This is a genomic window from Citrobacter sedlakii NBRC 105722 (assembly GCF_000759835.1).
Taxonomy (GTDB): Bacteria; Pseudomonadota; Gammaproteobacteria; order Enterobacterales; family Enterobacteriaceae; genus Citrobacter_A; species Citrobacter_A sedlakii.
In genome coordinates, this window is record NZ_BBNB01000002.1 from 480,325 (window position 1) to 503,202 (window position 22,878).

A 22,878-nucleotide genomic window follows, 5' to 3' on the forward strand; every position below is an offset into this window, starting at 1 on the left:
AAAATCACAGTGCTCGGTCAACTCTACTCCGCAAGCACAGATTATTGGCTTCGCGGAACCGGGATGTTCTCATAATCAATCACATTCCCTGTCGTCAGAATCATCCCGAAGACATTCAAATAGACGCGGCATTATAGCGGCATCACTTTTATGAGTCGAGAACGGTGATTGCGCGTTGCTGCGGCTTTTTTCACAATTCCCGGCTAATTTTGGTCTGAAAACCGTCAAACCAGAACAAAATTCAGACAAAATAAAACGGCCCGCAGGCCGTTTTCACACAATCATTAGCAACATACTGGAAAAGCGCCAGCGGTTGCAAATAGGTTTTCAGGCGATGCTTCCTGCTCCACGGCATGGCGGTGACGCAAAAATCGTATCCTGCAACCCTTCCCATTCCTTAATGGTGTAGGTGTGCAGCGCCAGCGCGTGGACCGTCGTGGACAGTTCAGCCGTTAATGTGCCGTAGATCATCCGATGACGATTTAAAAACCGTTCGCCTGCGAAGCGATCGCTAACCAGAACCACTTTAAAGTGGCTTTCGGAACCTGCCGGGACATTGTGACGATAACTCTCATCCACAACTTCGAGGAACACGGGTTGGAACGCTGCCCTTAATTTTTCTTCTATTTGCTCACGTATCATCATGAAAGATCTCCTCAAACCACGCTGAGATGTCACCCATCCCTTTAAATATTAGCCGCTTTTACCGGTTCCATTACACCATTACAACAAATATTTAGCCTTCGTCTGATTTTCAGCGTCAAACTCGTGAAGTTTACTGATTTATACATTCCGAAGATTGCAAAAAGCCGAAGTTTGTTCTCCATGCAGTCATAAAACGGTCAACGCGATGAATTTACATGCGTTACCCACTTCCCCTCGCCGTTAGCGGTGTTATGATGGCGGGAATTTTTCACTTTCTCTGCTGAAGATTTACTGAGAGTCCGAACATGTTAAAAAAAATCCTCTTTCCGTTAGTCGCTATCTTTATGCTGGCAGGCTGCGCGACGCCGCCGACCACCATCGACGTGTCCCCGAAAATGACTCTGCCTCAGCAGGATCCAAGCCTGATGGGTGTGACCGTCAGTATTAACGGCGCCGACCAGCGTACGGATCAGGCGCTGGCGAAAGTCACCCGCGACAACCAGCTCGTCACCCTGACCGCCTCCCGCGATCTGCGCTTCCTGTTACAAGAAGTGCTGGAAAAACAGATGACCGCGCGCGGATATATGGTGGGTCCGAACGGTGCGGTTAACCTGCAAATCATTGTTAATCAGCTGTATGCCGACGTCTCCCAGGGCAACGTCCGCTATAACATCGCCACCAAAGCCGATATCGCCATCATCGCCACCGCGGCAAACGGCAACAAGATGACGAAAAACTATCGTGCCAGCTACTCCGTTGAAGGCGCCTTCACGGCGACCAACAAAAATATCGCTAACGCGGTTAACAGCGTGCTGACCGACACCATCGCGGATATGTCTCAGGACACCAGCGTCCACGACTTCATCAAGCAAAACGCACGTTAATATCTGCATCCTGACCCGGCCTCACGCCGGGTCAGTTTTCTGAGCCCATGTCCAGTCACTACTTACGTATTTTTCAGCAACCAAAATCAGCGATTTTGCTGATGCTAGGGTTCGCCTCCGGCTTACCGCTCGCGCTGACGTCCGGCACGCTTCAGGCGTGGATGACTGTCGAGAATATCGATCTTAAAACCATCGGTTTTTTCTCGCTTGTCGGTCAGGCTTACGTCTTTAAATTTCTCTGGTCGCCGGTCATGGACCGCTACACGCCGCCTTTTTTGGGCCGCCGTCGCGGTTGGCTGCTGACCACCCAGATCCTGCTTTTGATCTCCATCGCGGCGATGGGTTTCCTTGAGCCTGGCAACCAGTTGCGCTGGATGGCGGCCCTCGCGGTCGTCATCGCCTTCTGTTCCGCCTCGCAGGACATTGTTTTCGACGCGTGGAAAACAGACGTCTTAGCCGCGGAAGAACGCGGCGCGGGTGCGGCGATCAGCGTGTTGGGGTATCGGTTGGGGATGTTAGTTTCGGGCGGACTTGCGCTGTGGATGGCCGACCGCTGGCTTGGCTGGCAGGGTATGTACTGGCTGATGGCGGCGCTGCTTATTCCCTGCATTATCTCAACGCTGCTGGCGCCGGAGCCAACCGACGCCATTCCGGTGCCCAAAACCCTTGAACAGGCCGTCGCCGCCCCACTGCGCGACTTTTTTGGCCGTAACAACGCCTGGCTGATTTTGCTGCTCATCATCCTTTATAAACTCGGCGACGCGTTTGCCATGAGCCTGACGACGACCTTTTTGATTCGCGGCGTCGGATTTGACGCCGGTGAAGTGGGCGTGGTGAACAAAACGCTGGGGTTACTGGCGACCATCGTCGGCGCGCTGTACGGCGGCATATTAATGCAGCGACTGACCCTGTTCCGCGCGTTGCTGATCTTCGGCATCCTGCAAGGGGTTTCTAACGCGGGATACTGGCTGCTGTCGGTCACTGATAAGCACATGTTCAGCATGGCAACGGCAGTATTCTTCGAAAACCTGTGCGGGGGGATGGGGACATCCGCGTTTGTCGCCTTGTTGATGACGCTGTGTAATAAGTCCTTTTCCGCCACCCAATTTGCGCTTCTTTCCGCGCTTTCTGCTGTGGGTCGCGTGTATGTCGGCCCGGTTGCAGGTTGGTTTGTTGAAGCGCACGGCTGGTCGACTTTTTATCTCTTCTCCGTTGTCGCTGCGCTACCCGGTCTGCTTCTGCTGCTGATATGCAAACAAACGCTGGAGTACACGCGAGAGAGCGAAAGCTTCCTGCCGCGTACGGAATTCCGTTCTGCTTACCGTCTGGCGCTGAAAATACTGATGGCGGGCTGCGCGATGTTGGGCGTCTGGCTGTTACTGCTGACGATGAATGCGCTGAACTTGTCCAACTTCACCTTCCTCGCCGGGCTACTGGAAGTGGCGGTGATCGTGGCAATCATTGGCGTTGTCGTGGGCGGCGTGCTGGATTATCTGGCGCTGCGCAAAACCCGTCTGGTGTAAGTGGCAGACATTATTTAGCCGTTGTAATCACCCTGCGCGATTATAACGGTTAAATAATCAACACTTGAGAAAAATAATATTTGTTGTTTTGTGCGCAATAGAAACTGGAAATTATTGACGCCTTTAATGTATTTTATTTTCCTTACTCGATTCAGCCAGAGCGCATTTATTTTTTGTATTTTGTTTGTCTCTTTTTTGATAATTAATTGTTAACCAATTGTTTTATTTTTGCATTGGTTATACCAATTGCCCTCCCGCCCCTTCCTCTTAGTCCCCTTTCGTTATAACGCGATGTTGCAACAGGTTCTTAATGCTATACTGACATATCTTGCAACATATGTGACACGTGCGGCAGAACCCGGTAACACAGATCCAATGATGTTTACAGTAATGTAACCTTCCCGTAAAATGCCCACACACTTTAAACGCCACCAGGTCCCGTGGAATTGAGGTCGTTAAATGAGACTCAGGAAATACAATAAAAGTTTGGGATGGTTGTCATTAATTGCAGGCACTGCATTACTCAGTGGCTGTAATTCTGCGCTGTTAGATCCCAAAGGACAGATTGGACTGGAGCAACGTTCACTGATACTGACGGCCTTTGGCCTGATGTTGATTGTCGTTATCCCTGCAATCTTGATGGCAATTGGTTTCGCCTGGAAGTATCGTGCGAGCAATAAAGATGCGAAGTACAGCCCGAACTGGTCACACTCCAATAAAGTGGAAGCTGTGGTCTGGACGGTGCCGATTCTGATCATCATTTTCCTTGCGGTACTTACCTGGAAAACCACTCACTCTCTTGAGCCAAGCAAACCGCTGGTGCATGACGAGAAGCCTATTACCATCGAAGTGGTTTCCATGGACTGGAAATGGTTCTTCATCTACCCGGAACAGGGCATTGCTACCGTGAATGAAATCGCCTTCCCGGCGAACACTCCGGTTTACTTCAAAGTGACCTCCAACTCCGTGATGAACTCCTTCTTTATTCCGCGTCTGGGTAGCCAGATTTATGCCATGGCCGGTATGCAGACTCGTCTGCACCTGATCGCCAACGAAGCCGGTACCTATGACGGTATCTCCGCCAGCTATAGCGGTCCAGGCTTCTCCGGTATGAAGTTTAAAGCTATCGCCACACCAGACCGCGCCGCATTCGACCAATGGGTTGCTAAAGCGAAACAATCTCCAAACACCATGAGCGACATGGCTGCGTTCGAGAAAGTGGCTGCGCCAAGCGAATACAACCAGGTGGAATATTTCTCCAACGTGAAACCGGATTTGTTTAAAGACGTCATTAACAAATTTATGGCTCACGGCAAGAGCATGGACATGACCCAACCGGAAGGTGAGCACAGCTCGCACGAAGGGATGGAAGGCATGGACATGAGCCACGCGGAAGCCGCTCACTAAGGGGCCGAGGAAGAAAACGATGTTCGGAAAATTATCACTGGATGCAGTCCCGTACCATGAACCCATTATCATGGTCACGATTGCTGGCATTATCATCGGTGGTCTGGCCTTACTGGGCTTAATCACTTACTTCGGTAAGTGGACCTACCTGTGGAAAGAGTGGCTAACGTCAGTTGACCACAAACGTCTTGGCATCATGTATGTCATCGTCGCTATCGTAATGTTACTGCGTGGCTTTGCCGACGCCATCATGATGCGTAGCCAACAGGCGCTGGCCTCGGCGGGCGAAGCGGGTTTCCTGCCGCCGCACCACTACGACCAGATCTTTACGGCTCACGGCGTGATCATGATCTTCTTCGTGGCCATGCCATTCGTTATCGGTCTGATGAACCTGGTGGTTCCCCTGCAGATCGGCGCGCGTGACGTTGCGTTCCCGTTCCTCAACAACCTGAGCTTCTGGTTCACCGTTGTTGGCGTGATCCTGGTTAACCTTTCTCTGGGCGTTGGTGAATTCGCACAGACCGGTTGGCTGGCCTATCCGCCGCTTTCGGGAATAGAGTACAGTCCAAGCGTCGGGGTCGATTACTGGATATGGGCGCTGCAGCTCTCCGGTATTGGGACAACGTTAACCGGCATCAACTTCTTCGTGACCATTCTGAAGATGCGTGCGCCGGGCATGACGATGTTCAAGATGCCGGTATTTACCTGGGCTTCGCTGTGCGCCAACGTGCTGATTATCGCCTCGTTCCCTATTCTGACAGTGACCATCGCGCTGCTGACCCTGGATCGCTATCTGGGCACCCATTTCTTCACCAATGATATGGGCGGCAATATGATGATGTACATCAACCTGATTTGGGCCTGGGGCCATCCGGAAGTGTACATTTTGATCCTGCCGGTGTTTGGGGTGTTCTCCGAGATCGCCGCGACATTCTCCCGCAAGCGTCTGTTTGGTTACACCTCGCTGGTGTGGGCGACAGTGTGTATTACCGTTCTGTCGTTCATCGTTTGGCTGCACCACTTCTTTACTATGGGTGCAGGCGCGAACGTCAACGCCTTCTTCGGTATTACCACCATGATTATCGCCATCCCGACCGGGGTGAAGATCTTCAACTGGCTGTTCACCATGTATCAGGGCCGTATCGTCTTCCATTCAGCGATGCTATGGACGATTGGCTTTATCGTGACCTTCTCGGTCGGCGGTATGACCGGTGTTCTGCTGGCGGTACCGGGCGCGGACTTCGTTCTGCATAACAGTCTGTTCCTGATTGCGCACTTCCATAACGTCATCATCGGCGGCGTGGTCTTCGGGTGCTTCGCTGGTATGACCTACTGGTGGCCGAAAGCGTTTGGCTTCAAGCTGAACGAAACCTGGGGTAAACGCGCGTTCTGGTTCTGGATCATCGGTTTCTTCGTGGCGTTCATGCCGCTGTACGTGCTGGGCTTCATGGGGATGACCCGTCGTCTCAGCCAGCAGATCGATCCGCAGTTCCACCCGATGCTGATGGTTGCGGCTGTCGGTGCGGCGCTGATTGCGATTGGTATTCTGTGCCTCGTTATTCAGATTTACGTTTCTATCCGCGACCGCGAGCAGAACCGTGACCTGACCGGTGACCCGTGGGGTGGCCGTACGCTGGAGTGGGCAACCTCTTCTCCGCCTCCGTTCTATAACTTTGCCGTTGTGCCGCACGTTCACGAGCGTGACGCCTTCTGGGAAATGAAAGAAAAAGGCGAAGCGTACAAACAGCCTGCGCAGTATGAAGAAATTCATATGCCGAAAAACAGCGGCGCGGGCATTGTGATTGCCGCCTTCGCAACCCTCTTCGGTTTCGCCATGATCTGGCATATCTGGTGGCTGGCAATCGCAAGCTTCGCAGGCATGATCATCAGCTGGATTGTGAAGAGCTTTGACGAGGACGTGGATTACTACGTACCAGTCCGTGAAGTCGAAAAACTGGAAAACCAGCATTTCGATGAGATTTCTAAGGCAGGGCTGAAAAATGGCAACTGATACTTTAACGCACGCGACTGCCCACGCGCACGATCACGGGCACCACGACGCAGGTCAGAACAAAATCTTCGGATTCTGGATCTACCTGATGAGCGACTGCATTCTGTTCTCGATTCTGTTCGCAACCTATGCCGTTCTGGTGAACGGCACCGCGGGTGGCCCGACGGGTAAGGACATTTTCGAACTGCCGTTCGTTCTGGTTGAAACTTTCCTGCTGTTATTCAGCTCCATCACCTACGGCATGGCGGCGATCGCCATGCACAAGAACAACAAGAGCCAGGTGGTTTCCTGGCTGGCGTTGACCTTCTTGTTTGGCGCCGGGTTCATCGGGATGGAAATCTATGAATTCCATCACCTGATTGTTAACGGTATGGGTCCGGATCGCAGCGGTTTCCTGTCGGCGTTCTTCGCGCTGGTCGGTACCCACGGCCTGCACGTAACCTCTGGACTGATCTGGATGGCGGTACTGATGGTGCAAATCGCCCGTCGCGGCCTGACCAGCACTAACCGTACCCGCATTATGTGCCTGAGCCTGTTCTGGCACTTCCTGGATGTGGTGTGGATTTGCGTGTTCACTGTTGTTTATCTGATGGGGGCGATGTAATGAGTCATTCTAACGATCACGGCGGCGCGTCCCATGGCAGCGTAAAGACCTACATGACAGGCTTTATCCTGTCGATCATCCTGACGGTGATCCCGTTCTGGATGGTGATGACGGGGGCGGCTTCTCCAGGCGTTATTCTGGGGACAATCCTGGCAATGGCAGTGGTGCAGATTTTAGTGCATCTGGTGTGCTTCCTGCACATGAACACGAAGTCTGATGAAGGCTGGAACATGACGGCTTTTGTCTTTACCGTGCTGATCATCGCCATCCTGGTTGTCGGTTCCATCTGGATCATGTGGAACCTCAACTACAACATGATGATGCACTAAGAGCGGCGGTTATGATGTTTAAGCAATACCTGCAAGTAACGAAACCAGGCATCATCTTTGGCAACCTGATCTCGGTGATCGGGGGGTTCTTGCTGGCCTCCAAGGGCAGCATTGATTATCCCCTGTTTATCTACACGTTGGTTGGGGTGTCACTGGTTGTGGCGTCGGGTTGTGTATTTAACAACTACATCGACAGGGATATCGACAGGAAGATGGAAAGGACCAAAAACCGGGTGCTGGTTAAGGGCCTGATTTCTCCTGCTGTCTCGCTGGTGTACGCCACCCTGCTGGGTATTGCTGGCTTCATGCTGCTGTGGTTTGGCGCGAATCCTCTGGCCTGCTGGCTGGGCGTGATGGGCTTTGTGGTCTATGTAGGCGTCTACAGCCTGTATATGAAGCGCCATTCAGTTTACGGTACGCTGATTGGTTCTCTCTCCGGCGCTGCGCCGCCGGTGATTGGCTACTGCGCCGTGACCGGCGACTTCGACAGCGGCGCGCTGATTCTGCTGGCGATTTTTAGCCTGTGGCAGATGCCGCACTCGTATGCCATCGCCATTTTCCGCTTTAAGGATTATCAGGCGGCAAACATCCCGGTTCTGCCGGTGGTGAAAGGTATTTCGGTGGCGAAAAACCACATTACGCTGTACATCATCGCCTTTGCGATCGCTACGCTGATGCTCTCGCTGGGCGGTTACGCCGGGTATAAATACCTGGTGGTCGCGGCGGCGGTGAGCGTCTGGTGGTTAGGAATGGCGCTGCGCGGCTATAAAGTGGAAGACGATCGCGTCTGGGCGCGCAAGCTGTTCGGCTTTTCGATCATCGCCATTACTGCGCTTAGCGTAATGATGTCCGTCGACTTTATGGTGCCGGATTCGCACAGCCTGCTGACTTACGTCTGGTAAGACAGCCTTGCGCTAACTCACGTTGAAAAGGGTGCTTCGGCACCCTTTTTTAGTGGTCGGCTTGTATTCCTGATGGCGCTTCACTTATCAAAGGTCAATCATAAAGCCATTTTCCCACTTTTGCTGACTCAATAATCATCTCTACGGTAAGTGGTTTCAGCTCTCTCTCTGGAGGCTCCTTTTTCCAGAAGGGATATTCTGTGACAATATAATTACTTCCATCAAAGTTTGAACACTCGATACCAAAATGTTCAAATAAATCAGCTAAAAAATCATAGGCATCCTCTGGTAAAAACTCAAAATCATCCGTTAAATTCCATTCTTTCGTCACTTGCTTCAGACCAGGCCTAAACCAATGCTCCCTGATAGGATACTTCTCCATAATGTATTCAATAACTTCTGCCTCGAAGTTTCTCATTAGAAGGATGTCCACTGTATACGATCTTTAGGTCTCGCTATGAGGTTGTATTGACTACGGGTATTTCTTGTCACAACAAACAACATCACCAGAAGTTGCGCATGACCGACAAAAGGAATCCACCGGCCAATGAAGGTCGCGATTTGATTTGTGGGAACCATTTTCAACTTTGAAAATTTACCCATTGGAGCCTTAAGTCTTAACTCAAATGGGAAACGAGCACCACGTAGCAACTTACGGCATAGCACAGAAGCAACGCTAGTGCCGGGGGTATTCGTGGCCGCCGAAAGTTTTCCTTTTACAGGAATGAACGGTTGCCCTAGCAGTACCAGTGCCGTTGCTTCAGTAGATATGCCTAACGCATTAGCTAATTGTTCAACAAATATTAAATCAAACAGTTCACCAGGTGTAACATTAGCGTGCCCGTGATACCAGTAAGTTCCATTCGCTTCTTCCGTTGTATCCATTCTCGCCTCCGTCAGATCGTTTGCCGATCGTTCCAGGCATCACTGTAGATAATATTTCCATCACAGTGCTTCCAGGTGATTTTCTCGTAGCGCAACTCTATTGTCTCAAGGTGATTGTTGTTCTGGTCTTCAGGCGCCGCCATCGTGGGAGAGACAGAAACAATGCGCACACCTTCAAGCAGCATGTTGAAATACTCCACCTCCATCCCGGCATCATTAATCTTATACCAGCGTATCTCGGCAGATTTTAAATTCTGCCCTGTCGCGACGGCCTTGTATAAATACGGGCTGGAGTAGTCAAACTCCTTAACGATCATCATTGGGGAGTGCTGACGGGTTCCCGTGGGTTTGCCCGTTGCGTTATCAGTGGGTATAGAAAGATTATGGTGAAACCCTTTGAACTCAATACTGTATTCCCTCCCTTTAACATCACACCCGCCCTTAATGAGCGTGCCGCCGTCGTCATAAATCCAAATATTGCCTGGAATAGCCATTTTCTTTCTCTCCTTCATCTCCATGATGAGATTCGGGAAAAAGAATACTTTTGCAATTATGAAAAGTAAATTAGTTACACAAGTAACAAACCCTTTTATGTCTCTTCACAATTCTACATATCGTAGTGGTTTACCCTGTTACCTCGCCGCTTTACACTAGGCGCGACATTAAGACAGAGGTGGGAATGAACGATTATAAAATGACGCCGGGCGAGTTGCGCGCCACCTGGGGTTTAGGGACCGTGTTTTCATTGCGCATGCTTGGCATGTTTATGGTCCTGCCGGTTCTGACCACATACGGCATGGCATTACAGGGTGCCAGTGAAGCGTTGATTGGTATCGCAATTGGTATTTACGGCCTCGCGCAGGCGATATTTCAAATTCCGTTTGGACTGCTTTCCGACCGTGTTGGCCGTAAACCACTCATTGTCGGCGGGTTGGCCATCTTTGTTTTAGGCAGCATTATCGCCGCCCTCTCCCACTCCATCTGGGGGATTATTTTAGGGCGGGCGCTTCAGGGCTCCGGAGCGATCGCCGCCGCCGTGATGGCGTTGCTGTCCGATCTCACCCGCGAACAAAACCGCACCAAGGCGATGGCGTTTATCGGCGTCAGCTTTGGCATCACCTTCGCTATCGCCATGGTGCTTGGCCCGATAATCACCCACGCGCTGGGGCTGAACGCCCTGTTCTGGATGATCGCTGTTCTCGCCACTACCGGTATTGTGTTGACAATCTGGGTCGTGCCAAACAGCACTACCCATGTGCTAAACCGCGAGTCCGGTATGGTGAAAGGCAGCTTCCGGAAAGTGCTGGCTGAACCTAAGCTGTTGAAACTTAACTTCGGTATTATGTGTCTGCACATTCTGCTGATGTCGACTTTTGTCGCCTTACCCGGTCAACTCGCAGACGCCGGGTTGCCTGCCGCCGGGCACTGGAAAGTCTATCTGGTCACGATGCTGATCTCTTTTGCCTCCGTGGTGCCCTTTATTATTTACGCCGAAGTGAAGCGCAAAATGAAGCGGGTATTCCTGCTCTGCGTGGCGTTGATTGTGATTGCGGAGATCGTGCTGTGGGGCGCGGGAAATCATTTCTGGGAGCTGATTATTGGCGTCCAGATTTTCTTCCTTGCCTTTAATCTGATGGAAGCCCTTCTGCCTTCGCTCATCAGTAAAGAGTCACCAGCGGGCTATAAAGGCACAGCGATGGGCGTCTATTCCACCAGCCAGTTCCTCGGCGTGGCGATTGGCGGCTCGCTGGGCGGTTGGGTCGACGGCATGTTCGATGGACAAACCGTTTTCCTCGTCGGCGCGCTGTTAGCCGTTGTCTGGCTGGCGGTCGCCAGCACAATGAAAGAACCGCCTTATGTCAGTAGCCTGCGGGTAGAAATCCCGTCCGATATCGCCGCCGATGACACATTAAAGCAGCGTCTGTTGGCAACAGATGGCGTGAGTGAGGTGCTGATCGCGGAAAATGAGCATTCTGCGTATGTTAAGATCGACAGTAAAGTGACGAACCGTTTTGAGGTTGAGCAGGCAATCAGGCTAGCGTGATGGTTGCCGGATGGGGGTTATCGCCGATCCCATCCGGCATAAACGCTTAATCGCGGAAGTTTTTGAACTGGAACGGCTGACCTAAATCCCCGCCACGCACCAGCGCCATAACGGACTGAAGATCGTCGCGGGATTTACCGGTTACGCGAATTTCATCACCCTGAATCTGCGCCTGCACCTTCAGCTTGCTGTCTTTGATCAGCTTAACGATTTTTTTCTGCACCGCGCTTTCAATGCCCTGCTTCAGCTTCGCTTCCACAAACCAGGTTTTGCCGCTGTGCACAAACTCTTCCGGTACATCCAGCGAAGCCCCTTCAATGCCGCGTTTCAGCAGTTTGGCACGCAAAATGTCCAGCAACTGGTTCACCTGGAAGTCGGACTCACTCAGCACTTTGATGGTTTTATTCGCGTCGTTCAGCTCAATACTGGCCTCTACGCCGCGAAAATCGAAACGCGACTCGACTTCACGAACCGCGTTATCTACGCCGTTACGCGCTTCCTGCAGATCAACCTCGGAAACAATATCGAAAGATGGCATCTTTTCTTCTCCCTTCATTTTCGTTGCGTTGCATAATACCTGCAACGAGGCTTAACGAGAAGCTTAGCTGATGGCGCTATACTTAGGCCATAACACCTGGCGCAGTTGCAGGTGAGGAGGAACAATGAAAGTAACAGTGCTTGGATGCGGCGCCCTGGGTCAACTCTGGCTTACAGCGTTGTGCAAACAGGGACATGACGTTCAGGGTTGGCTGCGTATTCCCCAGCCCTATTGCAGTGTGAATGTGATCGAGACCGACGGTTCGATTTTTAACGAATCTCTGACGGCGAACGACCCGGAGTTTCTTGCCGACAGCGATCTGCTGCTGGTTACCCTGAAAGCCTGGCAGGTTTCCGACGCCGTAAAAGCGCTGGCAGCCATGTTACCCGTCAGTACGCCTGTTCTGTTGATTCACAACGGTATGGGTACCATTGAGGAGCTGAAATCGCTCCGCCAGCCGCTGCTGATGGGCACCACCACCCACGCGGCGCGTCGCGATGGCAACGTCATCATCCACGTTGCCAGCGGCACCACGCATATTGGTCCAGCCCGGGAGCAGGATGGCGACTACAGTTATCTTGCGGATACATTGCAATGCGCGCTGCCTGACGTCGCCTGGCACAACACGATTCGCGCGGAGCTGTGGCGGAAGCTGGCGGTAAATTGCGTGATCAATCCGCTCACCGCGTTGTGGAACTGCCCAAACGGCGAGCTTCGCCATCATTCCGACGAGGTCGCGCTGATTTGTCGGGAAGTCGCGGCGGTGATTGAACGTGAAGGTCATCATACGTCAGAAGACGATTTACGCTATTATGTCGAACAAGTCATTGAGAGTACGGCAGAAAACATATCTTCCATGTTGCAGGATATCCGGGCGATGCGGCATACCGAAATTGATTACATCACCGGTTATTTGCTGAAACGCGCCCGGGCGCACGGCATCACTGTGCCGGAAAATAGCCGCCTGTTTGAATTAGTGAAACGAAAGGAGAGTGAGTATGAGCGCATCGGCACTGGTCTGCCTCGCCCCTGGTAGTGAAGAGACCGAAGCGGTCACTACCATCGACCTGTTAGTGCGTGGCGGTATTGACGTCACCACGGCGAGCGTCGCCAGCGATGGCAATCTCACGATTGTGTGTTCCCGTGGCGTTAAACTGCTGGCAGACGCGCCGCTGGTTGAAGTCGCCGACGGCGATTATGATGCGATCGTTTTACCCGGCGGCATTAAGGGTGCGGAATGCTTTCGCGACAGTCCGCTGCTGGTGGAAACGGTCAAACAGTTCCACCGCTCCGGGCGCATTGTCGCCGCTATTTGCGCGGCCGCTGCGACCGTGCTGGTTCCACATGATATTTTCCCCATCGGCAATATGACCGGCTTTCCGGCACTGAAAGATAACATCCCCGCCGAACAGTGGCAGGACAAGCGCGTCGTATGGGACGCACGTGTGAAGCTGTTAACCAGCCAGGGGCCGGGGACCGCCATCGACTTTGGGTTGAAAATTATTGATCTGCTGGTTGGACGTGAAAAAGCCCACGAAGTGGCGTCACAACTGGTGCTGGCGGCGGGCATTTACAACTATTACGAGTAAGCGGGTAAAAGCCGGGTGCAGTTGTGCCTTACCCGGCCTAATAAGTGATCTGTATTATCGACCCGGTAAGCACTGCGCCACCGGGCAATCAATTACGGACGGTAAACCTTCACGTTCTCAAAGCCCTGCTCGCGCAGATAAAGCGCCTGCAGACGGCTCATCACGCCACGCTCGCACCACAGCAGCCAGGTTTTGCTCTGATCGAGATCGCCGAATTTGGTGCTCAGCTTGTAGAACGGCAGGGAAACCACATCCACGCCTTCCACCTTCAGCGGTTTGTCGTCCTGCTCATCGATGGAGCGGATATCGAGGATCGCGTCGTTCGGGCCGAAGCCGCTGACGGTCTCCACTTCAACCACCTCCTGCTCGGTCTGTTGGGCGATCTCGCGGATATCGACGTTGCTGGCTTCCGCCACCACGTTATCAAGAATGCTGAAATCGAAGTTCTCTTCTTCCGCTTCAATTTTCGCCTTGATGGCTTTCACCGTCGGACTTTTTGAGATCACGCCGCAGTATTCCGGCATCGTGCGGGCGAAATCTTCGGTACCAATTTCGCGGGCGATATTGATGATGTGCTCTTTGTCGTATGCGATCAACGGACGAAGAATCAGGGTATCAGAGACATTATCAATCAAACGCAGGTTAGTCAGCGTCTGACTGGAAACCTGCCCCAGCGCTTCGCCCGTCACCAGCGCCTGCACACCATACCGCTCCGCCACTTTCGACGCTGCGCGCACCATCATGCGCTTAAGCACGACGCCCATCTGGCCATCGTCGACCTTTTCGAGGATCTCACCGACCACCGGCTCAAAGTTAATGGCGACAAAGCGGACGCGGTGCGAACTGCCGTAACGGTTCCACAGGTAATGCGCCACCTGGCGAACACCGATTTCATGCGCCGCGCCGCCAAGATTAAAGAAGCAGTAATGTACGCGGCAGCCGCGACGCATCAACATGTAACTGGAAACGCCAGAGTCAAAACCGCCTGAAATCAACGACAGCACGTCTTCCTGGGTACCGATCGGGAAACCGCCAATCCCTTCATAGCGACCTTTGATGATCAGCAGACGGTCATCTTCAACTTCAAGATGCACCGTTACATCCGGGTTGGTCAGCTTCACGCGCGCAGATTCAATATGCTGATTTAATCCGCCGCCCACGTAACGTTCCACTTCGATGGAGCTAAACGCATGCTTACCGCGACGCTTCACACGTACGCAGAAGGTTTTGCCTTCCAGACGGTCGCGGTACTCCACCAGCGCTTTCTCGAAGATATCGTGCAGGTCGGTGAACGGCACATCTTCCACTTCAAGGATATGGTGGATACCCGGAATGCGGGTCAGCGCATCGCGAATCATCAGGCGCTGGCTTTCATCCTTAGCGCGAACTTCGATGTTATCCCAGTGGCGAACGACAGCGAGGGTCTCATCATAGTGCTTTAAAACGTTACGAATGTTCCCGGTCAGAATTTTTATAAAGCGCAAACGCACAGATTGGCTTTTGATAGTGATTTCCGGGAACAATTTAATGATAAACTTCATGGCGGCAATGGTTCTTAAGCAAGCCATCAAAGGCTTGTATTGGAGAATAGTACAGCAGCCCAAACATGAAGCTGCATCCAGGCGCGGGAGTATACCATCAACCGGCCCGTCCTGTGCACATCCCCTTACCATTGTGCGTTATTTGCTTATCAGTGCGAGTCCGTTACCATAGTCTTGTGCTGCCATTACTGAGAGTCAGACATTCATTATGCCGAAGAAAAACGAGGCGCCCGTCAGCTTTGAAACATCGCTGAACGAGCTGGAGCAAATTGTAACCCGTCTGGAAAGCGGCGATCTTCCGCTTGACGAGGCGCTGAACGAATTTGAACGTGGCGTGCAGCTGGCGCGTCAGGGCCAGGTTAAGCTGCAGCAGGCTGAACAGCGCGTGCAGATCCTGCTGTCTGACAACGAAGACGCAGAGACGACGCCTTTTACACCGGATAACGCGTAAATGGATTTTACCCAGCAGCTACAGGCTTGCGTGGAGCAGGCCAATCAGGCGCTAAACCGTTTTATCGCTCCACTGCCCTTTCAGAACACTCCCGTGGTCGAAACCATGTTGTATGGCGCATTATTAGGGGGTAAACGCCTGCGCCCGTTTTTGGTTTACGCCACCGGCCAGATGTTTGGCGTCAGCAAGGGTACGCTGGACGCCCCGGCCGCCGCCGTTGAGTGCATTCACGCCTATTCGCTCATTCACGACGATTTACCGGCGATGGATGACGACGATTTGCGCCGCGGCCTGCCGACCTGCCACGTCAAATTTGGCGAAGCGAACGCCATTCTCGCTGGCGACGCCCTGCAAACGCTGGCGTTTTCCATCATCAGCGACGCGCCGATGCCGGAAGTGAGCGACCGCGATCGCATCGCGATGATTTCCGAACTGGCGAACGCCAGTGGGATTGCGGGGATGTGCGGCGGTCAGGCGCTCGATCTGGACGCTGAAGGTAAGCAGGTGCCGCTGGACGCGCTGGAGAAAATCCACCGCCATAAAACCGGCGCATTGATCCGCGCCGCAGTGCGCCTGGGCGCGTTAAGCGCGGGCGAAAAAGGGCGAAACGCCCTGCCGATACTCGACAAATACGCAGAAAGTATCGGCCTGGCCTTCCAGGTTCAGGATGACATTCTGGATGTGGTGGGCGATACTGCAACGTTGGGTAAACGCCAGGGTGCCGACCAGCAGCTTGGCAAAAGTACCTATCCTGCACTTCTGGGTCTTGAGCAAGCCCGGAATAAAGCCCGGGATTTAATCGAAGAGGCCCGTCAGTCATTAAACCAGCTGGCCGTTCAGTCTCTCGATACCTCGGCACTGGAAGCGCTAGCGGACTACATAATCCAGCGTGATAAATAAACAACCAATCCTATGGGCTTGCGATGAGTTTTGATATAGCCAAATACCCTACCCTGGCACTGGTCGACTCCACCCAGGAGTTACGCCTTTTACCCAAAGAGAGTCTGCCGAAACTCTGCGACGAACTGCGCCGCTATCTTCTCGACAGCGTCAGTCGTTCCAGCGGACACTTCGCCTCCGGGCTGGGCACGGTGGAACTCACCGTGGCGCTGCATTATGTCTATAACACGCCGTTTGACCAGCTTATCTGGGACGTGGGCCATCAGGCTTATCCGCACAAAATTCTCACGGGTCGCCGCGATAAAATCGGCACCATCCGCCAGAAAGGCGGCCTGCACCCATTCCCATGGCGCGGCGAGAGCGAATACGACGTCCTGAGCGTCGGTCACTCTTCGACGTCTATCAGCGCAGGAATTGGCATTGCCGTCGCCGCCGAAAAAGAGGGAAAAGATCGCCGCACCGTGTGCGTGATTGGCGACGGTGCGATCACCGCCGGTATGGCGTTTGAAGCAATGAACCACGCGGGCGATATCAAGCCGGACATGCTGGTGATCCTCAACGACAACGAAATGTCGATTTCCGAAAACGTCGGCGCGCTCAATAATCACCTGGCGCAGCTGCTTTCCGGCAAGCTCTACTCCTCGTTGCGTGAAGGCGGCAAGAAGGTCTTTTCTGGCGTACCGCCGATTAAAGAACTCCTGAAGCGCACAGAAGAACATATCAAAGGCATGGTGGTGCCGGGCACGCTGTTTGAAGAGCTGGGCTTTAACTATATCGGCCCTGTGGATGGTCACGACGTACTGGGACTTATCACGACGCTCAAGAATATGCGCGATCTGAAAGGTCCGCAGTTTCTGCACATCATGACCAAAAAAGGGCGTGGCTATGAGCCTGCCGAAAAAGATCCGATCACGTTCCATGCAGTGCCGAAATTCGATCCCTCCAGCGGCTGCCTGCCGAAAAGCAGCGGCGGCCTGCCGAGCTATTCGAAGATCTTTGGCGACTGGCTGTGCGAAACCGCAGCGAAAGACAGCAAGCTTATGGCGATTACCCCGGCCATGCGCGAAGGTTCCGGCATGGTCGAATTTTCGCGTAAATTCCCGGATCGCTATTTTGACGTCGCCATCGCCGAACAACATGCGGTAACCTTTGCCGCCGGTCTGGCGATTGGCGGCTACAAGCCGGTGGTGGCGATTTACTCCACCTTCCTGCAACGCGCCTACGATCAGGTTATTCATGACGTGGCGATCCAGAAGCTGCCGGTGATGTTTGCCATTGATCGCGCCGGGATTGTCGGCGCCGACGGGCAGACCCACCAGGGGGCGTTCGATCTCTCGTATCTGCGCTGCCTGCCGGATATGGTTATCATGACCCCCAGCGATGAAAACGAATGCCGCCAGATGCTGTTTACCGGCTATCACTACAGCGAAGGTCCGACCGCGGTCCGCTACCCGCGCGGCAACGCGCTGGGCGTTGAACTGACGCCGCTGGAGAAACTGCCTATCGGCAAAGGCGTGGTGAAACGTCACGGAGAAAAACTGGCCATCCTGAACTTCGGTACGCTGATGCCGGAAGCGGCAAAGGCCGCAGAATCGCTTAACGCAACCCTGGTGGATATGCGTTTTGTGAAGCCGCTGGACGACGCGCTGATTCTGGAAATGGCTGCCCAGCACGACGTGTTGGTGACGCTGGAGGAAAACGCCATTATGGGCGGCGCGGGCAGCGGCGTGAACGAGGTGCTGATGGCGCATCGTAAGCCGGTGCCAGTACTGAACATCGGCCTGCCGGACTTCTTTATCCCGCAGGGCACTCAGGATGAGGCGCGCGCCGAACTGGGGCTTGATGCCGCTGGCATTGAAGCCAAAATCAAGGCCTGGCTGGCATAATCGTCTATTTGCTCCTGCTATGCTTATCCCATAATCAGCATAACAGGAGCGAAACAATGCAATACAACGTCTTAGGAAAAACCGACCTTCGGGTCTCCCGCCTGTGTCTGGGCTGTATGACGTTTGGCGAACCGAGCCGCGGCAATCACGCCTGGACGCTTCCCGAAGAAAGCAGTCGTCCGATCATCAAACACGCCCTTGAGGGCGGCATCAACTTTTTCGACACCGCCAACAGTTATTCCGCAGGCAGCAGCGAAGAGATTGTCGGTCGCGCCCTGCGCGATTTTGCCCGTCGTGACGAGGTGGTGGTGGCGACCAAGGTCTTTCATCAGGTTGACGACCTGCCGGAAGGTTTATCCCGCGCGCAGATCCTGCGCTCTATCAACGACAGTCTGCGGCGTCTGGGTATGGACTACGTTGATATCCTGCAAATTCACCGCTGGGACTACAACACGCCGATAGAAGAAACGCTGGAAGCGCTGAATGATGTCGTGAAAGCCGGGAAAGCACGTTACATCGGCGCATCCTCAATGCACGCCTCGCAATTTGCCCAGGCGCTGGCTCTGCAAAAACAGTACGGTTGGGCACAGTTCATCAGTATGCAGGACCATTACAATCTGATCTATCGTGAGGAAGAGCGCGAGATGCTGCCGCTGTGCTATCAGGAGGGCATCGCGGTGATCCCGTGGAGTCCGCTGGCGCGGGGTCGTCTGACCCGTCCGTGGGGGGAAACCACCGCGCGCGTCGTCTCCGATGAGGTGGGTAAAAATCTGTACCGCGAAAGCGACGAAAACGATGCGCAGATCGCCGCCCGCCTGGCAGGCGTTAGTGAAGAGCTTGGCGCGACGCGCGCTCAGGTGGCGCTGGCGTGGCTGCTCAGCAAACCCGGTGTCGCCGCGCCGATTGTCGGCGCATCTCGGGAAGAACAACTGGATGAACTGCTGAACGCGGTGGATTTAACGCTGAAGCCGGAGCAAATAGCCGAACTGGAAACACCGTACAAACCGCATCCGGTGGTGGGATTCAAGTGAAGACAGCGCCCGATAGCACGACGCTATCGGGCCTCTCCCGCATTTCAGGAATCGGTTAAAACATACCGATCGGCCAGTGGTGGCCGATAAAATACAAAATACCGGCAGAAATCACCCCTGCAACGATATCGTCAACCATGATCCCCATCCCACCGTGGACGTTGCGGTCAAACCAACGGATCGGCCATGGCTTCCACATATCAAGAATGCGGAAAATAACGAACCCGGCTGCCACCCACTGCCAGTCGCGGGTCGGCAGCGCCATCAGGGTGATCCACATCCCGATGAATTCATCCCAGACAATACTGCCGTGATCATGGACGCCCATGTCTTTCGCCGTCTGATGGCAGAGATAGACCCCGATACAGATGCCCAGCATCACCACCAGTGAATAGAGCTGCCAGGGCAGAAAGGTCATCACATACCAGAACGGGATCGCCGCCAGTGACCCCATCGTGCCCGGAACCACCGGACTCAGACCACTGCCAAAACCGGTAGCCAACAAATGCCACGGGTTAGTCAGTTTCAGGCGGCTTTTCGCCGTATCTTTATGACGTGGCAAAATGGTCATATCCTTTCCAGTCGAAGGTGACAGGCTCGCCGTCACGCGTAAAACAGATCCCTTCCACATCCGCGCTCATCTGCCCGATGCAGGTAAACGGCACGCCGAGATGGCCGAGCGCGACATCCAGCGCCCCGCGATTCAGTTCCGGTACCGTAAAGCATAATTCATAGTCTTCGCCGCCGGAGAGCGCCCAGCGCAGCGCCTGTTCGCTTTCGACATGACGTTTGACCGCGTCGGAGAAAGGCAGCGTTTCAATGTCTATGCGCGCGCCGCAGGCGCTGGCTTTGACGATATGCCCAAGATCGGAAATCAGCCCATCCGACAGATCGATCGCCGCGCTCGCCTTGTCGCGCAGCGCCTGCCCTTGAAGAATACGCGGCGTCGGTCGCAGGTGGCGTTTTAGCAGATATTCCCGGTCAACCTCATCCGCAACCTGTAAACGGTGCTGTAAAATCGCCAGCCCTGCCGCGCTGTCGCCTGGCGTACCGGTAACGTAAATCCAGTCGCCCGGCTTCGCCCCTGAGCGTTTCAGGGCGCGGCCCGCAGGGACGTAGCCGTGGATACCCAGCGTCATGGAGAGCGGCCCACGCGTGGTATCGCCGCCAATCAGCTGCATATCGTAATAATTGAGTAGTTCGAACAGACTGTCGCTGAATATTTCCAGCCAGCGTTCATCGACCTCCGGCAGCGTTATCGCCAGCGTCAGCCACGCCGGATCGGCGCCCATTGCCGCCAGATCGCTTAAATTGACCGCCAGCGCTTTATATGCCAGGTCCGCCGGATCGATATCGGCCAGGAAGTGATTGCCCGCCACCAGCGTATCGGTACTGATCGCCAGGGTCTGTTTTTCAGGAATATTCAGGAGTGCGCAATCGTCGCCAATACCGGTTTCGACATCGAGACGAGAGCTTCTAACACGGTCAAAATAACGGGCAATCAGGGAGAACTCGCCGCATGCCATACGTTATGCCTCAGCAGAAATAAAGAAAAAGCCGCCAGCGGAGCGGAGGCGTCCCCGCGTCACTGACGGCCTGGTGATTACTTTTTGTTGGGGCGAATCGCAGGCGCTGCTTTATCCAGTACGCCATTGACGAACTTGTGGCTGTCTTCTGCGCCGAAGGTTTTCGCCAGTTCGATCGCTTCGTTGATGGCCACTTTATACGGCACATCGCTACGCTTAGACAGCTCAAACAGCGCAATGCGCAGGACCGCTTTTTCCACCTGACCCAGTTCTTCCAACAGGCGGGACAGGTAAGGCTTCATCAAACCGTCCAGGTACGCGCTGTTAGTCGCCACCCCGGACAGCAGTTCGCGGAAGTACATGACGTCAACATCTTTTACGTCCTGTTCTGCCAGGAACTGGTATTCAACATCAGCGATGTCGTTCTGGGACAACTGCCAGGAGTAGAGCGCCTGAACGGCACACTCACGAGCGCGGCGACGAGCAGCAGGTTTCACGGATTTCCCCTTACAAAAATCAGGCCTTGATGGCTTTCAATACATTAATCATTTCAAGCGCGGTCAGTGCAGCTTCCGCGCCTTTGTTACCGGCTTTGGTGCCAGCACGTTCAATCGCTTGTTCAATGCTTTCGGTGGTCAGTACGCCAAAGGCGACAGGAATTTCGCTGTCCTGAGCGACATGCGCCAGGCCATTGCTTGCCCCACCAGCAACATATTCAAAGTGTGCGGTGCCACCACGGATCACGGTGCCAAGCGCAATCACCGCGTCATATTTACCGGTTTTCGCCAATGCGCCAGCCGCCAGCGGCAGCTCGTATGCGCCTGGAACCCAAACGACGGTAATATTTTCATCTTTAACCTGGCCAATGCGTTTCAGTGCGTCAACCGCGCCGTCCAGCAGGCTGTCATTGATAAAGTTGTTGAAACGCGCAATGGTGATGGCGACGCGAGCGTCCGGAGTAGCAACGTTAGCTTCAATAATGTTCATATTCTTCCTTCGGGTTCGGTATAAGCCCCCGCAGGGGGGCGGATTTTATCATAAATATCGTCGCGCTGCTTCCTAAATTCAGGCAGCCATTACGCGGGAATCAAATGCAGGCAAACGTCCGGACCTACACGACGTATCTCATTGAATGTAAACTTCGGCGCCTGGCTAAGTTGTTCAAGCCCTGGCAGGACGCATAATCCGCGGGCGTCATTACCTAACAGTGTAGGCGCAACATAAACGATTAGCTCGTCCACCACGCCAGCCTGCAGCAGCGCGCCCGCAAGGGTCGGCCCCGCCTCCACCCAGAGGCTGTTGACCTGCTGTTTGCCTAACAACATCATCAGCACCACCAGATCAAGATGGCCATTGTGTTCCGGCACCAGAAGCGTACGCACCGTTTCCGGCCACTGGCGGGAATCATCTTTGGTACGCGCAAACCAGGTTTCTCCCGGCTGCTGAACAATGCGGTGTTCCGGCGTCACGCGATTCTGACTGTCGATCACAATCCGCACCGGTTGGCGCAGCGTGTCCTGCGGGTATACCGCCTGCGTCGCGTCGTCCAGTTCAGTCCAGCGTACGGTCAGTTGCGGATCGTCCGCCAGTACCGTTGCGCTACTGGTCAGGATGGCGTGGCTTTGCGCACGCAGGCGCTGAACGTCGCGTCGCGCCTGCGGCGAGGTGATCCACTTGCTTTCACCGCTCGCCATCGCCGTACGCCCGTCCAGCGAGGCGCCGAGCTTAAGCTGAACATACGGAAAACCGGTGCGCATTCGCTTGAGAAAGCCTTTATTTAACGCTTCCACTTCGCGCATCATCAGACCGTGGCTGACGTCGATCCCTGCCTGTTGCAGACGGTACAGCCCACGTCCGGCCACCTGTGGATTCGGATCCTGCATCGCCGCGACCACGCGTGATACTCCGGCAGCAATCAGCGCATCGCAGCACGGCGGGGTGCGGCCATGGTGGCTACAGGGTTCAAGGGTAACGTAAGCCGTCGCGCCTTTGGCTTTTTCGCCGGCCATCCGCAGCGCATGGACTTCGGCGTGGGGTTCCCCGGCGCGGTGATGGTAACCTTCGCCGACAATTTCGCCCTCTTTCACAATCACGCAACCGACGTTGGGATTGGGGTGAGTGGTGAACCGCCCGCGCGCAGCAAGCTTCAGCGCGCGCGCCATGTATATCTCATCCTGCATGG

Annotated in this window: 25 protein-coding genes; 14 read left to right on the forward strand and 11 right to left on the reverse strand. The window is 54.1% G+C overall.

Annotation, left to right across the window (positions count from 1 at the left end; translation table 11 throughout):
• Positions 1 to 327 precede the first annotated feature (327 nt).
• A complete protein-coding gene (gene bolA, locus CSE01S_RS06645; RefSeq protein WP_042285914.1) occupies positions 328 to 645 on the reverse strand; it encodes a transcriptional regulator BolA in 318 nt (105 codons plus the stop codon).
• A 305-nt stretch (positions 646 to 950) separates the two neighbouring features.
• Between bolA and CSE01S_RS06650 the strand changes: the two genes are divergently transcribed.
• The 7 genes from CSE01S_RS06650 (at position 951) to cyoE (ending at position 8,305) form a co-directional block, all read left to right on the forward strand.
• Positions 951 to 1,529, forward strand: coding sequence for a lipoprotein (locus tag CSE01S_RS06650; RefSeq protein WP_042285918.1), 579 nt, complete (start codon positions 951 to 953; stop codon positions 1,527 to 1,529).
• Between the two features lie 47 nt (positions 1,530 to 1,576).
• The gene (gene ampG, locus CSE01S_RS06655) at positions 1,577 to 3,052 is read left to right on the forward strand and encodes a muropeptide MFS transporter AmpG (RefSeq protein ID WP_042285921.1); all 1,476 of its coding nucleotides are present in this window, start codon (positions 1,577 to 1,579) and stop codon (positions 3,050 to 3,052) included.
• 459 nt (positions 3,053 to 3,511) lie between these two features.
• Positions 3,512 to 4,459 carry a cytochrome o ubiquinol oxidase subunit II gene (cyoA, locus tag CSE01S_RS06660; RefSeq protein WP_042285924.1) on the forward strand — a complete coding sequence of 316 codons (948 nt, stop codon included), beginning with the start codon at positions 3,512 to 3,514 and terminating at the stop codon, positions 4,457 to 4,459.
• A gap of 19 nt (positions 4,460 to 4,478) precedes the next feature.
• A complete protein-coding gene (cyoB, locus tag CSE01S_RS06665; RefSeq protein WP_042285926.1) occupies positions 4,479 to 6,470 on the forward strand; it encodes a cytochrome o ubiquinol oxidase subunit I in 1,992 nt (663 codons plus the stop codon).
• Entirely contained in the window at positions 6,460 to 7,074 is a 615-nt protein-coding gene (locus CSE01S_RS06670; RefSeq protein WP_042285929.1) for a cytochrome o ubiquinol oxidase subunit III, read from the forward strand. Before cyoB ends, CSE01S_RS06670 begins: the two co-directional genes overlap by 11 nt.
• Positions 7,074 to 7,403 (forward strand): cytochrome o ubiquinol oxidase subunit IV, encoded by a 330-nt coding sequence (locus CSE01S_RS06675; RefSeq protein WP_012904838.1) that lies wholly within the window; start codon positions 7,074 to 7,076, stop codon positions 7,401 to 7,403. The genes CSE01S_RS06670 and CSE01S_RS06675 overlap by 1 nt, the downstream gene beginning before the upstream one ends.
• An 11-nt stretch (positions 7,404 to 7,414) precedes the next feature.
• A complete protein-coding gene (gene cyoE, locus CSE01S_RS06680) occupies positions 7,415 to 8,305 on the forward strand; it encodes a heme o synthase (protein WP_082636756.1) in 891 nt (296 codons plus the stop codon).
• Between the two features lie 94 nt (positions 8,306 to 8,399).
• On the opposite strand, the gene CSE01S_RS06685 is transcribed toward cyoE, so the two are convergent.
• The 3 genes from CSE01S_RS06685 to CSE01S_RS06695 are packed head-to-tail and all read right to left on the reverse strand — an operon-like array spanning position 8,400 to position 9,684.
• Positions 8,400 to 8,723 (reverse strand): DUF1493 family protein, encoded by a 324-nt coding sequence (locus CSE01S_RS06685; RefSeq protein ID WP_042285933.1) that lies wholly within the window; start codon positions 8,721 to 8,723, stop codon positions 8,400 to 8,402.
• Positions 8,723 to 9,190: an STM2901 family protein gene (locus CSE01S_RS06690; protein ID WP_042285936.1), complete on the reverse strand. Its 468-nt coding sequence runs from the start codon at positions 9,188 to 9,190 to the stop codon at positions 8,723 to 8,725. Before CSE01S_RS06690 ends, CSE01S_RS06685 begins: the two co-directional genes overlap by 1 nt.
• 11 nt (positions 9,191 to 9,201) lie before the next feature.
• Positions 9,202 to 9,684 (reverse strand): Hcp family type VI secretion system effector, encoded by a 483-nt coding sequence (locus tag CSE01S_RS06695; RefSeq protein ID WP_042286210.1) that lies wholly within the window; start codon positions 9,682 to 9,684, stop codon positions 9,202 to 9,204.
• A 185-nt stretch (positions 9,685 to 9,869) separates the two neighbouring features.
• On the opposite strand from CSE01S_RS06695, the gene CSE01S_RS06700 reads away from it, so the two are divergent.
• Positions 9,870 to 11,234 carry an MFS transporter gene (locus CSE01S_RS06700; protein ID WP_042285938.1) on the forward strand — a complete coding sequence of 455 codons (1,365 nt, stop codon included), beginning with the start codon at positions 9,870 to 9,872 and terminating at the stop codon, positions 11,232 to 11,234.
• A 46-nt stretch (positions 11,235 to 11,280) separates the two neighbouring features.
• Here the strand turns inward: CSE01S_RS06700 and CSE01S_RS06705 are convergent, their stop codons facing one another.
• Positions 11,281 to 11,772, reverse strand: coding sequence for a YajQ family cyclic di-GMP-binding protein (locus CSE01S_RS06705; RefSeq protein WP_042285941.1), 492 nt, complete (start codon positions 11,770 to 11,772; stop codon positions 11,281 to 11,283).
• 124 nt (positions 11,773 to 11,896) lie between these two features.
• On the opposite strand from CSE01S_RS06705, the gene panE reads away from it, so the two are divergent.
• Together panE and yajL are read left to right on the forward strand one after the other, a co-directional pair.
• Positions 11,897 to 12,808: a 2-dehydropantoate 2-reductase gene (gene panE, locus CSE01S_RS06710; protein WP_042285943.1), complete on the forward strand. Its 912-nt coding sequence runs from the start codon at positions 11,897 to 11,899 to the stop codon at positions 12,806 to 12,808.
• Positions 12,771 to 13,361, forward strand: a complete 591-nt coding sequence (gene yajL, locus CSE01S_RS06715) for a protein deglycase YajL (RefSeq protein ID WP_042285945.1) — start codon at positions 12,771 to 12,773, stop codon at positions 13,359 to 13,361. The genes panE and yajL overlap by 38 nt, the downstream gene beginning before the upstream one ends.
• Before the next feature lie 92 nt (positions 13,362 to 13,453).
• On the opposite strand, the gene thiI is transcribed toward yajL, so the two are convergent.
• Positions 13,454 to 14,902 (reverse strand): tRNA uracil 4-sulfurtransferase ThiI, encoded by a 1,449-nt coding sequence (thiI, locus tag CSE01S_RS06720; protein ID WP_042285947.1) that lies wholly within the window; start codon positions 14,900 to 14,902, stop codon positions 13,454 to 13,456.
• Between the two features lie 208 nt (positions 14,903 to 15,110).
• Here thiI and xseB point away from each other — a divergent pair, with 208 nt between their 5' ends.
• Genes xseB through CSE01S_RS06740 form a run of 4 tightly spaced genes read left to right on the forward strand, consistent with a single transcriptional unit; the run spans position 15,111 to position 19,170 of the window.
• Positions 15,111 to 15,353 carry an exodeoxyribonuclease VII small subunit gene (gene xseB, locus CSE01S_RS06725; RefSeq protein WP_042285949.1) on the forward strand — a complete coding sequence of 81 codons (243 nt, stop codon included), beginning with the start codon at positions 15,111 to 15,113 and terminating at the stop codon, positions 15,351 to 15,353.
• Positions 15,354 to 16,253, forward strand: coding sequence for a (2E,6E)-farnesyl diphosphate synthase (gene ispA, locus CSE01S_RS06730; RefSeq protein WP_042285951.1), 900 nt, complete (start codon positions 15,354 to 15,356; stop codon positions 16,251 to 16,253).
• A 23-nt stretch (positions 16,254 to 16,276) separates the two neighbouring features.
• On the forward strand, positions 16,277 to 18,139 hold the full coding sequence (dxs, locus tag CSE01S_RS06735) for a 1-deoxy-D-xylulose-5-phosphate synthase (protein ID WP_042285953.1): 1,863 nt from the start codon (positions 16,277 to 16,279) through the stop codon (positions 18,137 to 18,139).
• 56 nt (positions 18,140 to 18,195) lie between these two features.
• Entirely contained in the window at positions 18,196 to 19,170 is a 975-nt protein-coding gene (locus CSE01S_RS06740) for an aldo/keto reductase (protein WP_042285956.1), read from the forward strand.
• Positions 19,171 to 19,225: 55 nt separating this feature from the next.
• Here CSE01S_RS06740 and pgpA read toward each other — a convergent pair whose 3' ends face one another.
• The 5 genes from pgpA to ribD form a co-directional block, all read right to left on the reverse strand.
• The gene (pgpA, locus tag CSE01S_RS06745; RefSeq protein WP_042285958.1) at positions 19,226 to 19,741 is read right to left on the reverse strand and encodes a phosphatidylglycerophosphatase A; all 516 of its coding nucleotides are present in this window, start codon (positions 19,739 to 19,741) and stop codon (positions 19,226 to 19,228) included.
• The gene (gene thiL / locus CSE01S_RS06750; RefSeq protein WP_042285959.1) at positions 19,719 to 20,696 is read right to left on the reverse strand and encodes a thiamine-phosphate kinase; all 978 of its coding nucleotides are present in this window, start codon (positions 20,694 to 20,696) and stop codon (positions 19,719 to 19,721) included. Before thiL ends, pgpA begins: the two co-directional genes overlap by 23 nt.
• Before the next feature lie 77 nt (positions 20,697 to 20,773).
• The gene (gene nusB, locus CSE01S_RS06755) at positions 20,774 to 21,193 is read right to left on the reverse strand and encodes a transcription antitermination factor NusB (RefSeq protein WP_042285962.1); all 420 of its coding nucleotides are present in this window, start codon (positions 21,191 to 21,193) and stop codon (positions 20,774 to 20,776) included.
• Positions 21,194 to 21,212: 19 nt separating this feature from the next.
• Positions 21,213 to 21,683: a 6,7-dimethyl-8-ribityllumazine synthase gene (gene ribH, locus CSE01S_RS06760; protein ID WP_042285964.1), complete on the reverse strand. Its 471-nt coding sequence runs from the start codon at positions 21,681 to 21,683 to the stop codon at positions 21,213 to 21,215.
• A gap of 89 nt (positions 21,684 to 21,772) precedes the next feature.
• A complete protein-coding gene (gene ribD, locus CSE01S_RS06765) occupies positions 21,773 to 22,876 on the reverse strand; it encodes a bifunctional diaminohydroxyphosphoribosylaminopyrimidine deaminase/5-amino-6-(5-phosphoribosylamino)uracil reductase RibD (protein WP_042285966.1) in 1,104 nt (367 codons plus the stop codon).
• Between the last annotated feature and the right edge of the window lie 2 nt (positions 22,877 to 22,878).

Excerpts from the sequence above, each read along its gene's own strand:
- CSE01S_RS06685 (WP_042285933.1), bottom strand. The coding sequence starts at position 8,723 with ATGAGAAACTTCGAGGCAGAAGTTATTGAATACATTATGGAGAAGTAT.
- ribD (WP_042285966.1), bottom strand. The coding sequence starts at position 22,876 with ATGCAGGATGAGATATACATGGCGCGCGCGCTGAAGCTTGCTGCGCGC.
- dxs (WP_042285953.1), top strand. The coding sequence starts at position 16,277 with ATGAGTTTTGATATAGCCAAATACCCTACCCTGGCACTGGTCGACTCC.
- CSE01S_RS06690 (WP_042285936.1), bottom strand. The coding sequence starts at position 9,190 with ATGGATACAACGGAAGAAGCGAATGGAACTTACTGGTATCACGGGCAC.
- CSE01S_RS06700 (WP_042285938.1), top strand. The coding sequence starts at position 9,870 with ATGAACGATTATAAAATGACGCCGGGCGAGTTGCGCGCCACCTGGGGT.
- ampG (WP_042285921.1), top strand. The coding sequence starts at position 1,577 with ATGTCCAGTCACTACTTACGTATTTTTCAGCAACCAAAATCAGCGATT.
- pgpA (WP_042285958.1), bottom strand. The coding sequence starts at position 19,741 with ATGACCATTTTGCCACGTCATAAAGATACGGCGAAAAGCCGCCTGAAA.
- bolA (WP_042285914.1), bottom strand. The coding sequence starts at position 645 with ATGATGATACGTGAGCAAATAGAAGAAAAATTAAGGGCAGCGTTCCAA.
- cyoA (WP_042285924.1), top strand. The coding sequence starts at position 3,512 with ATGAGACTCAGGAAATACAATAAAAGTTTGGGATGGTTGTCATTAATT.
- CSE01S_RS06675 (WP_012904838.1), top strand. The coding sequence starts at position 7,074 with ATGAGTCATTCTAACGATCACGGCGGCGCGTCCCATGGCAGCGTAAAG.
- CSE01S_RS06695 (WP_042286210.1), bottom strand. The coding sequence starts at position 9,684 with ATGGCTATTCCAGGCAATATTTGGATTTATGACGACGGCGGCACGCTC.
- panE (WP_042285943.1), top strand. The coding sequence starts at position 11,897 with ATGAAAGTAACAGTGCTTGGATGCGGCGCCCTGGGTCAACTCTGGCTT.
- xseB (WP_042285949.1), top strand. The coding sequence starts at position 15,111 with ATGCCGAAGAAAAACGAGGCGCCCGTCAGCTTTGAAACATCGCTGAAC.
- ribH (WP_042285964.1), bottom strand. The coding sequence starts at position 21,683 with ATGAACATTATTGAAGCTAACGTTGCTACTCCGGACGCTCGCGTCGCC.
- thiI (WP_042285947.1), bottom strand. The coding sequence starts at position 14,902 with ATGAAGTTTATCATTAAATTGTTCCCGGAAATCACTATCAAAAGCCAA.
- thiL (WP_042285959.1), bottom strand. The coding sequence starts at position 20,696 with ATGGCATGCGGCGAGTTCTCCCTGATTGCCCGTTATTTTGACCGTGTT.
- cyoE (WP_082636756.1), top strand. The coding sequence starts at position 7,415 with ATGATGTTTAAGCAATACCTGCAAGTAACGAAACCAGGCATCATCTTT.
- CSE01S_RS06705 (WP_042285941.1), bottom strand. The coding sequence starts at position 11,772 with ATGCCATCTTTCGATATTGTTTCCGAGGTTGATCTGCAGGAAGCGCGT.
- CSE01S_RS06740 (WP_042285956.1), top strand. The coding sequence starts at position 18,196 with ATGCAATACAACGTCTTAGGAAAAACCGACCTTCGGGTCTCCCGCCTG.
- cyoB (WP_042285926.1), top strand. The coding sequence starts at position 4,479 with ATGTTCGGAAAATTATCACTGGATGCAGTCCCGTACCATGAACCCATT.
- CSE01S_RS06670 (WP_042285929.1), top strand. The coding sequence starts at position 6,460 with ATGGCAACTGATACTTTAACGCACGCGACTGCCCACGCGCACGATCAC.
- yajL (WP_042285945.1), top strand. The coding sequence starts at position 12,771 with ATGAGCGCATCGGCACTGGTCTGCCTCGCCCCTGGTAGTGAAGAGACC.
- CSE01S_RS06650 (WP_042285918.1), top strand. The coding sequence starts at position 951 with ATGTTAAAAAAAATCCTCTTTCCGTTAGTCGCTATCTTTATGCTGGCA.
- ispA (WP_042285951.1), top strand. The coding sequence starts at position 15,354 with ATGGATTTTACCCAGCAGCTACAGGCTTGCGTGGAGCAGGCCAATCAG.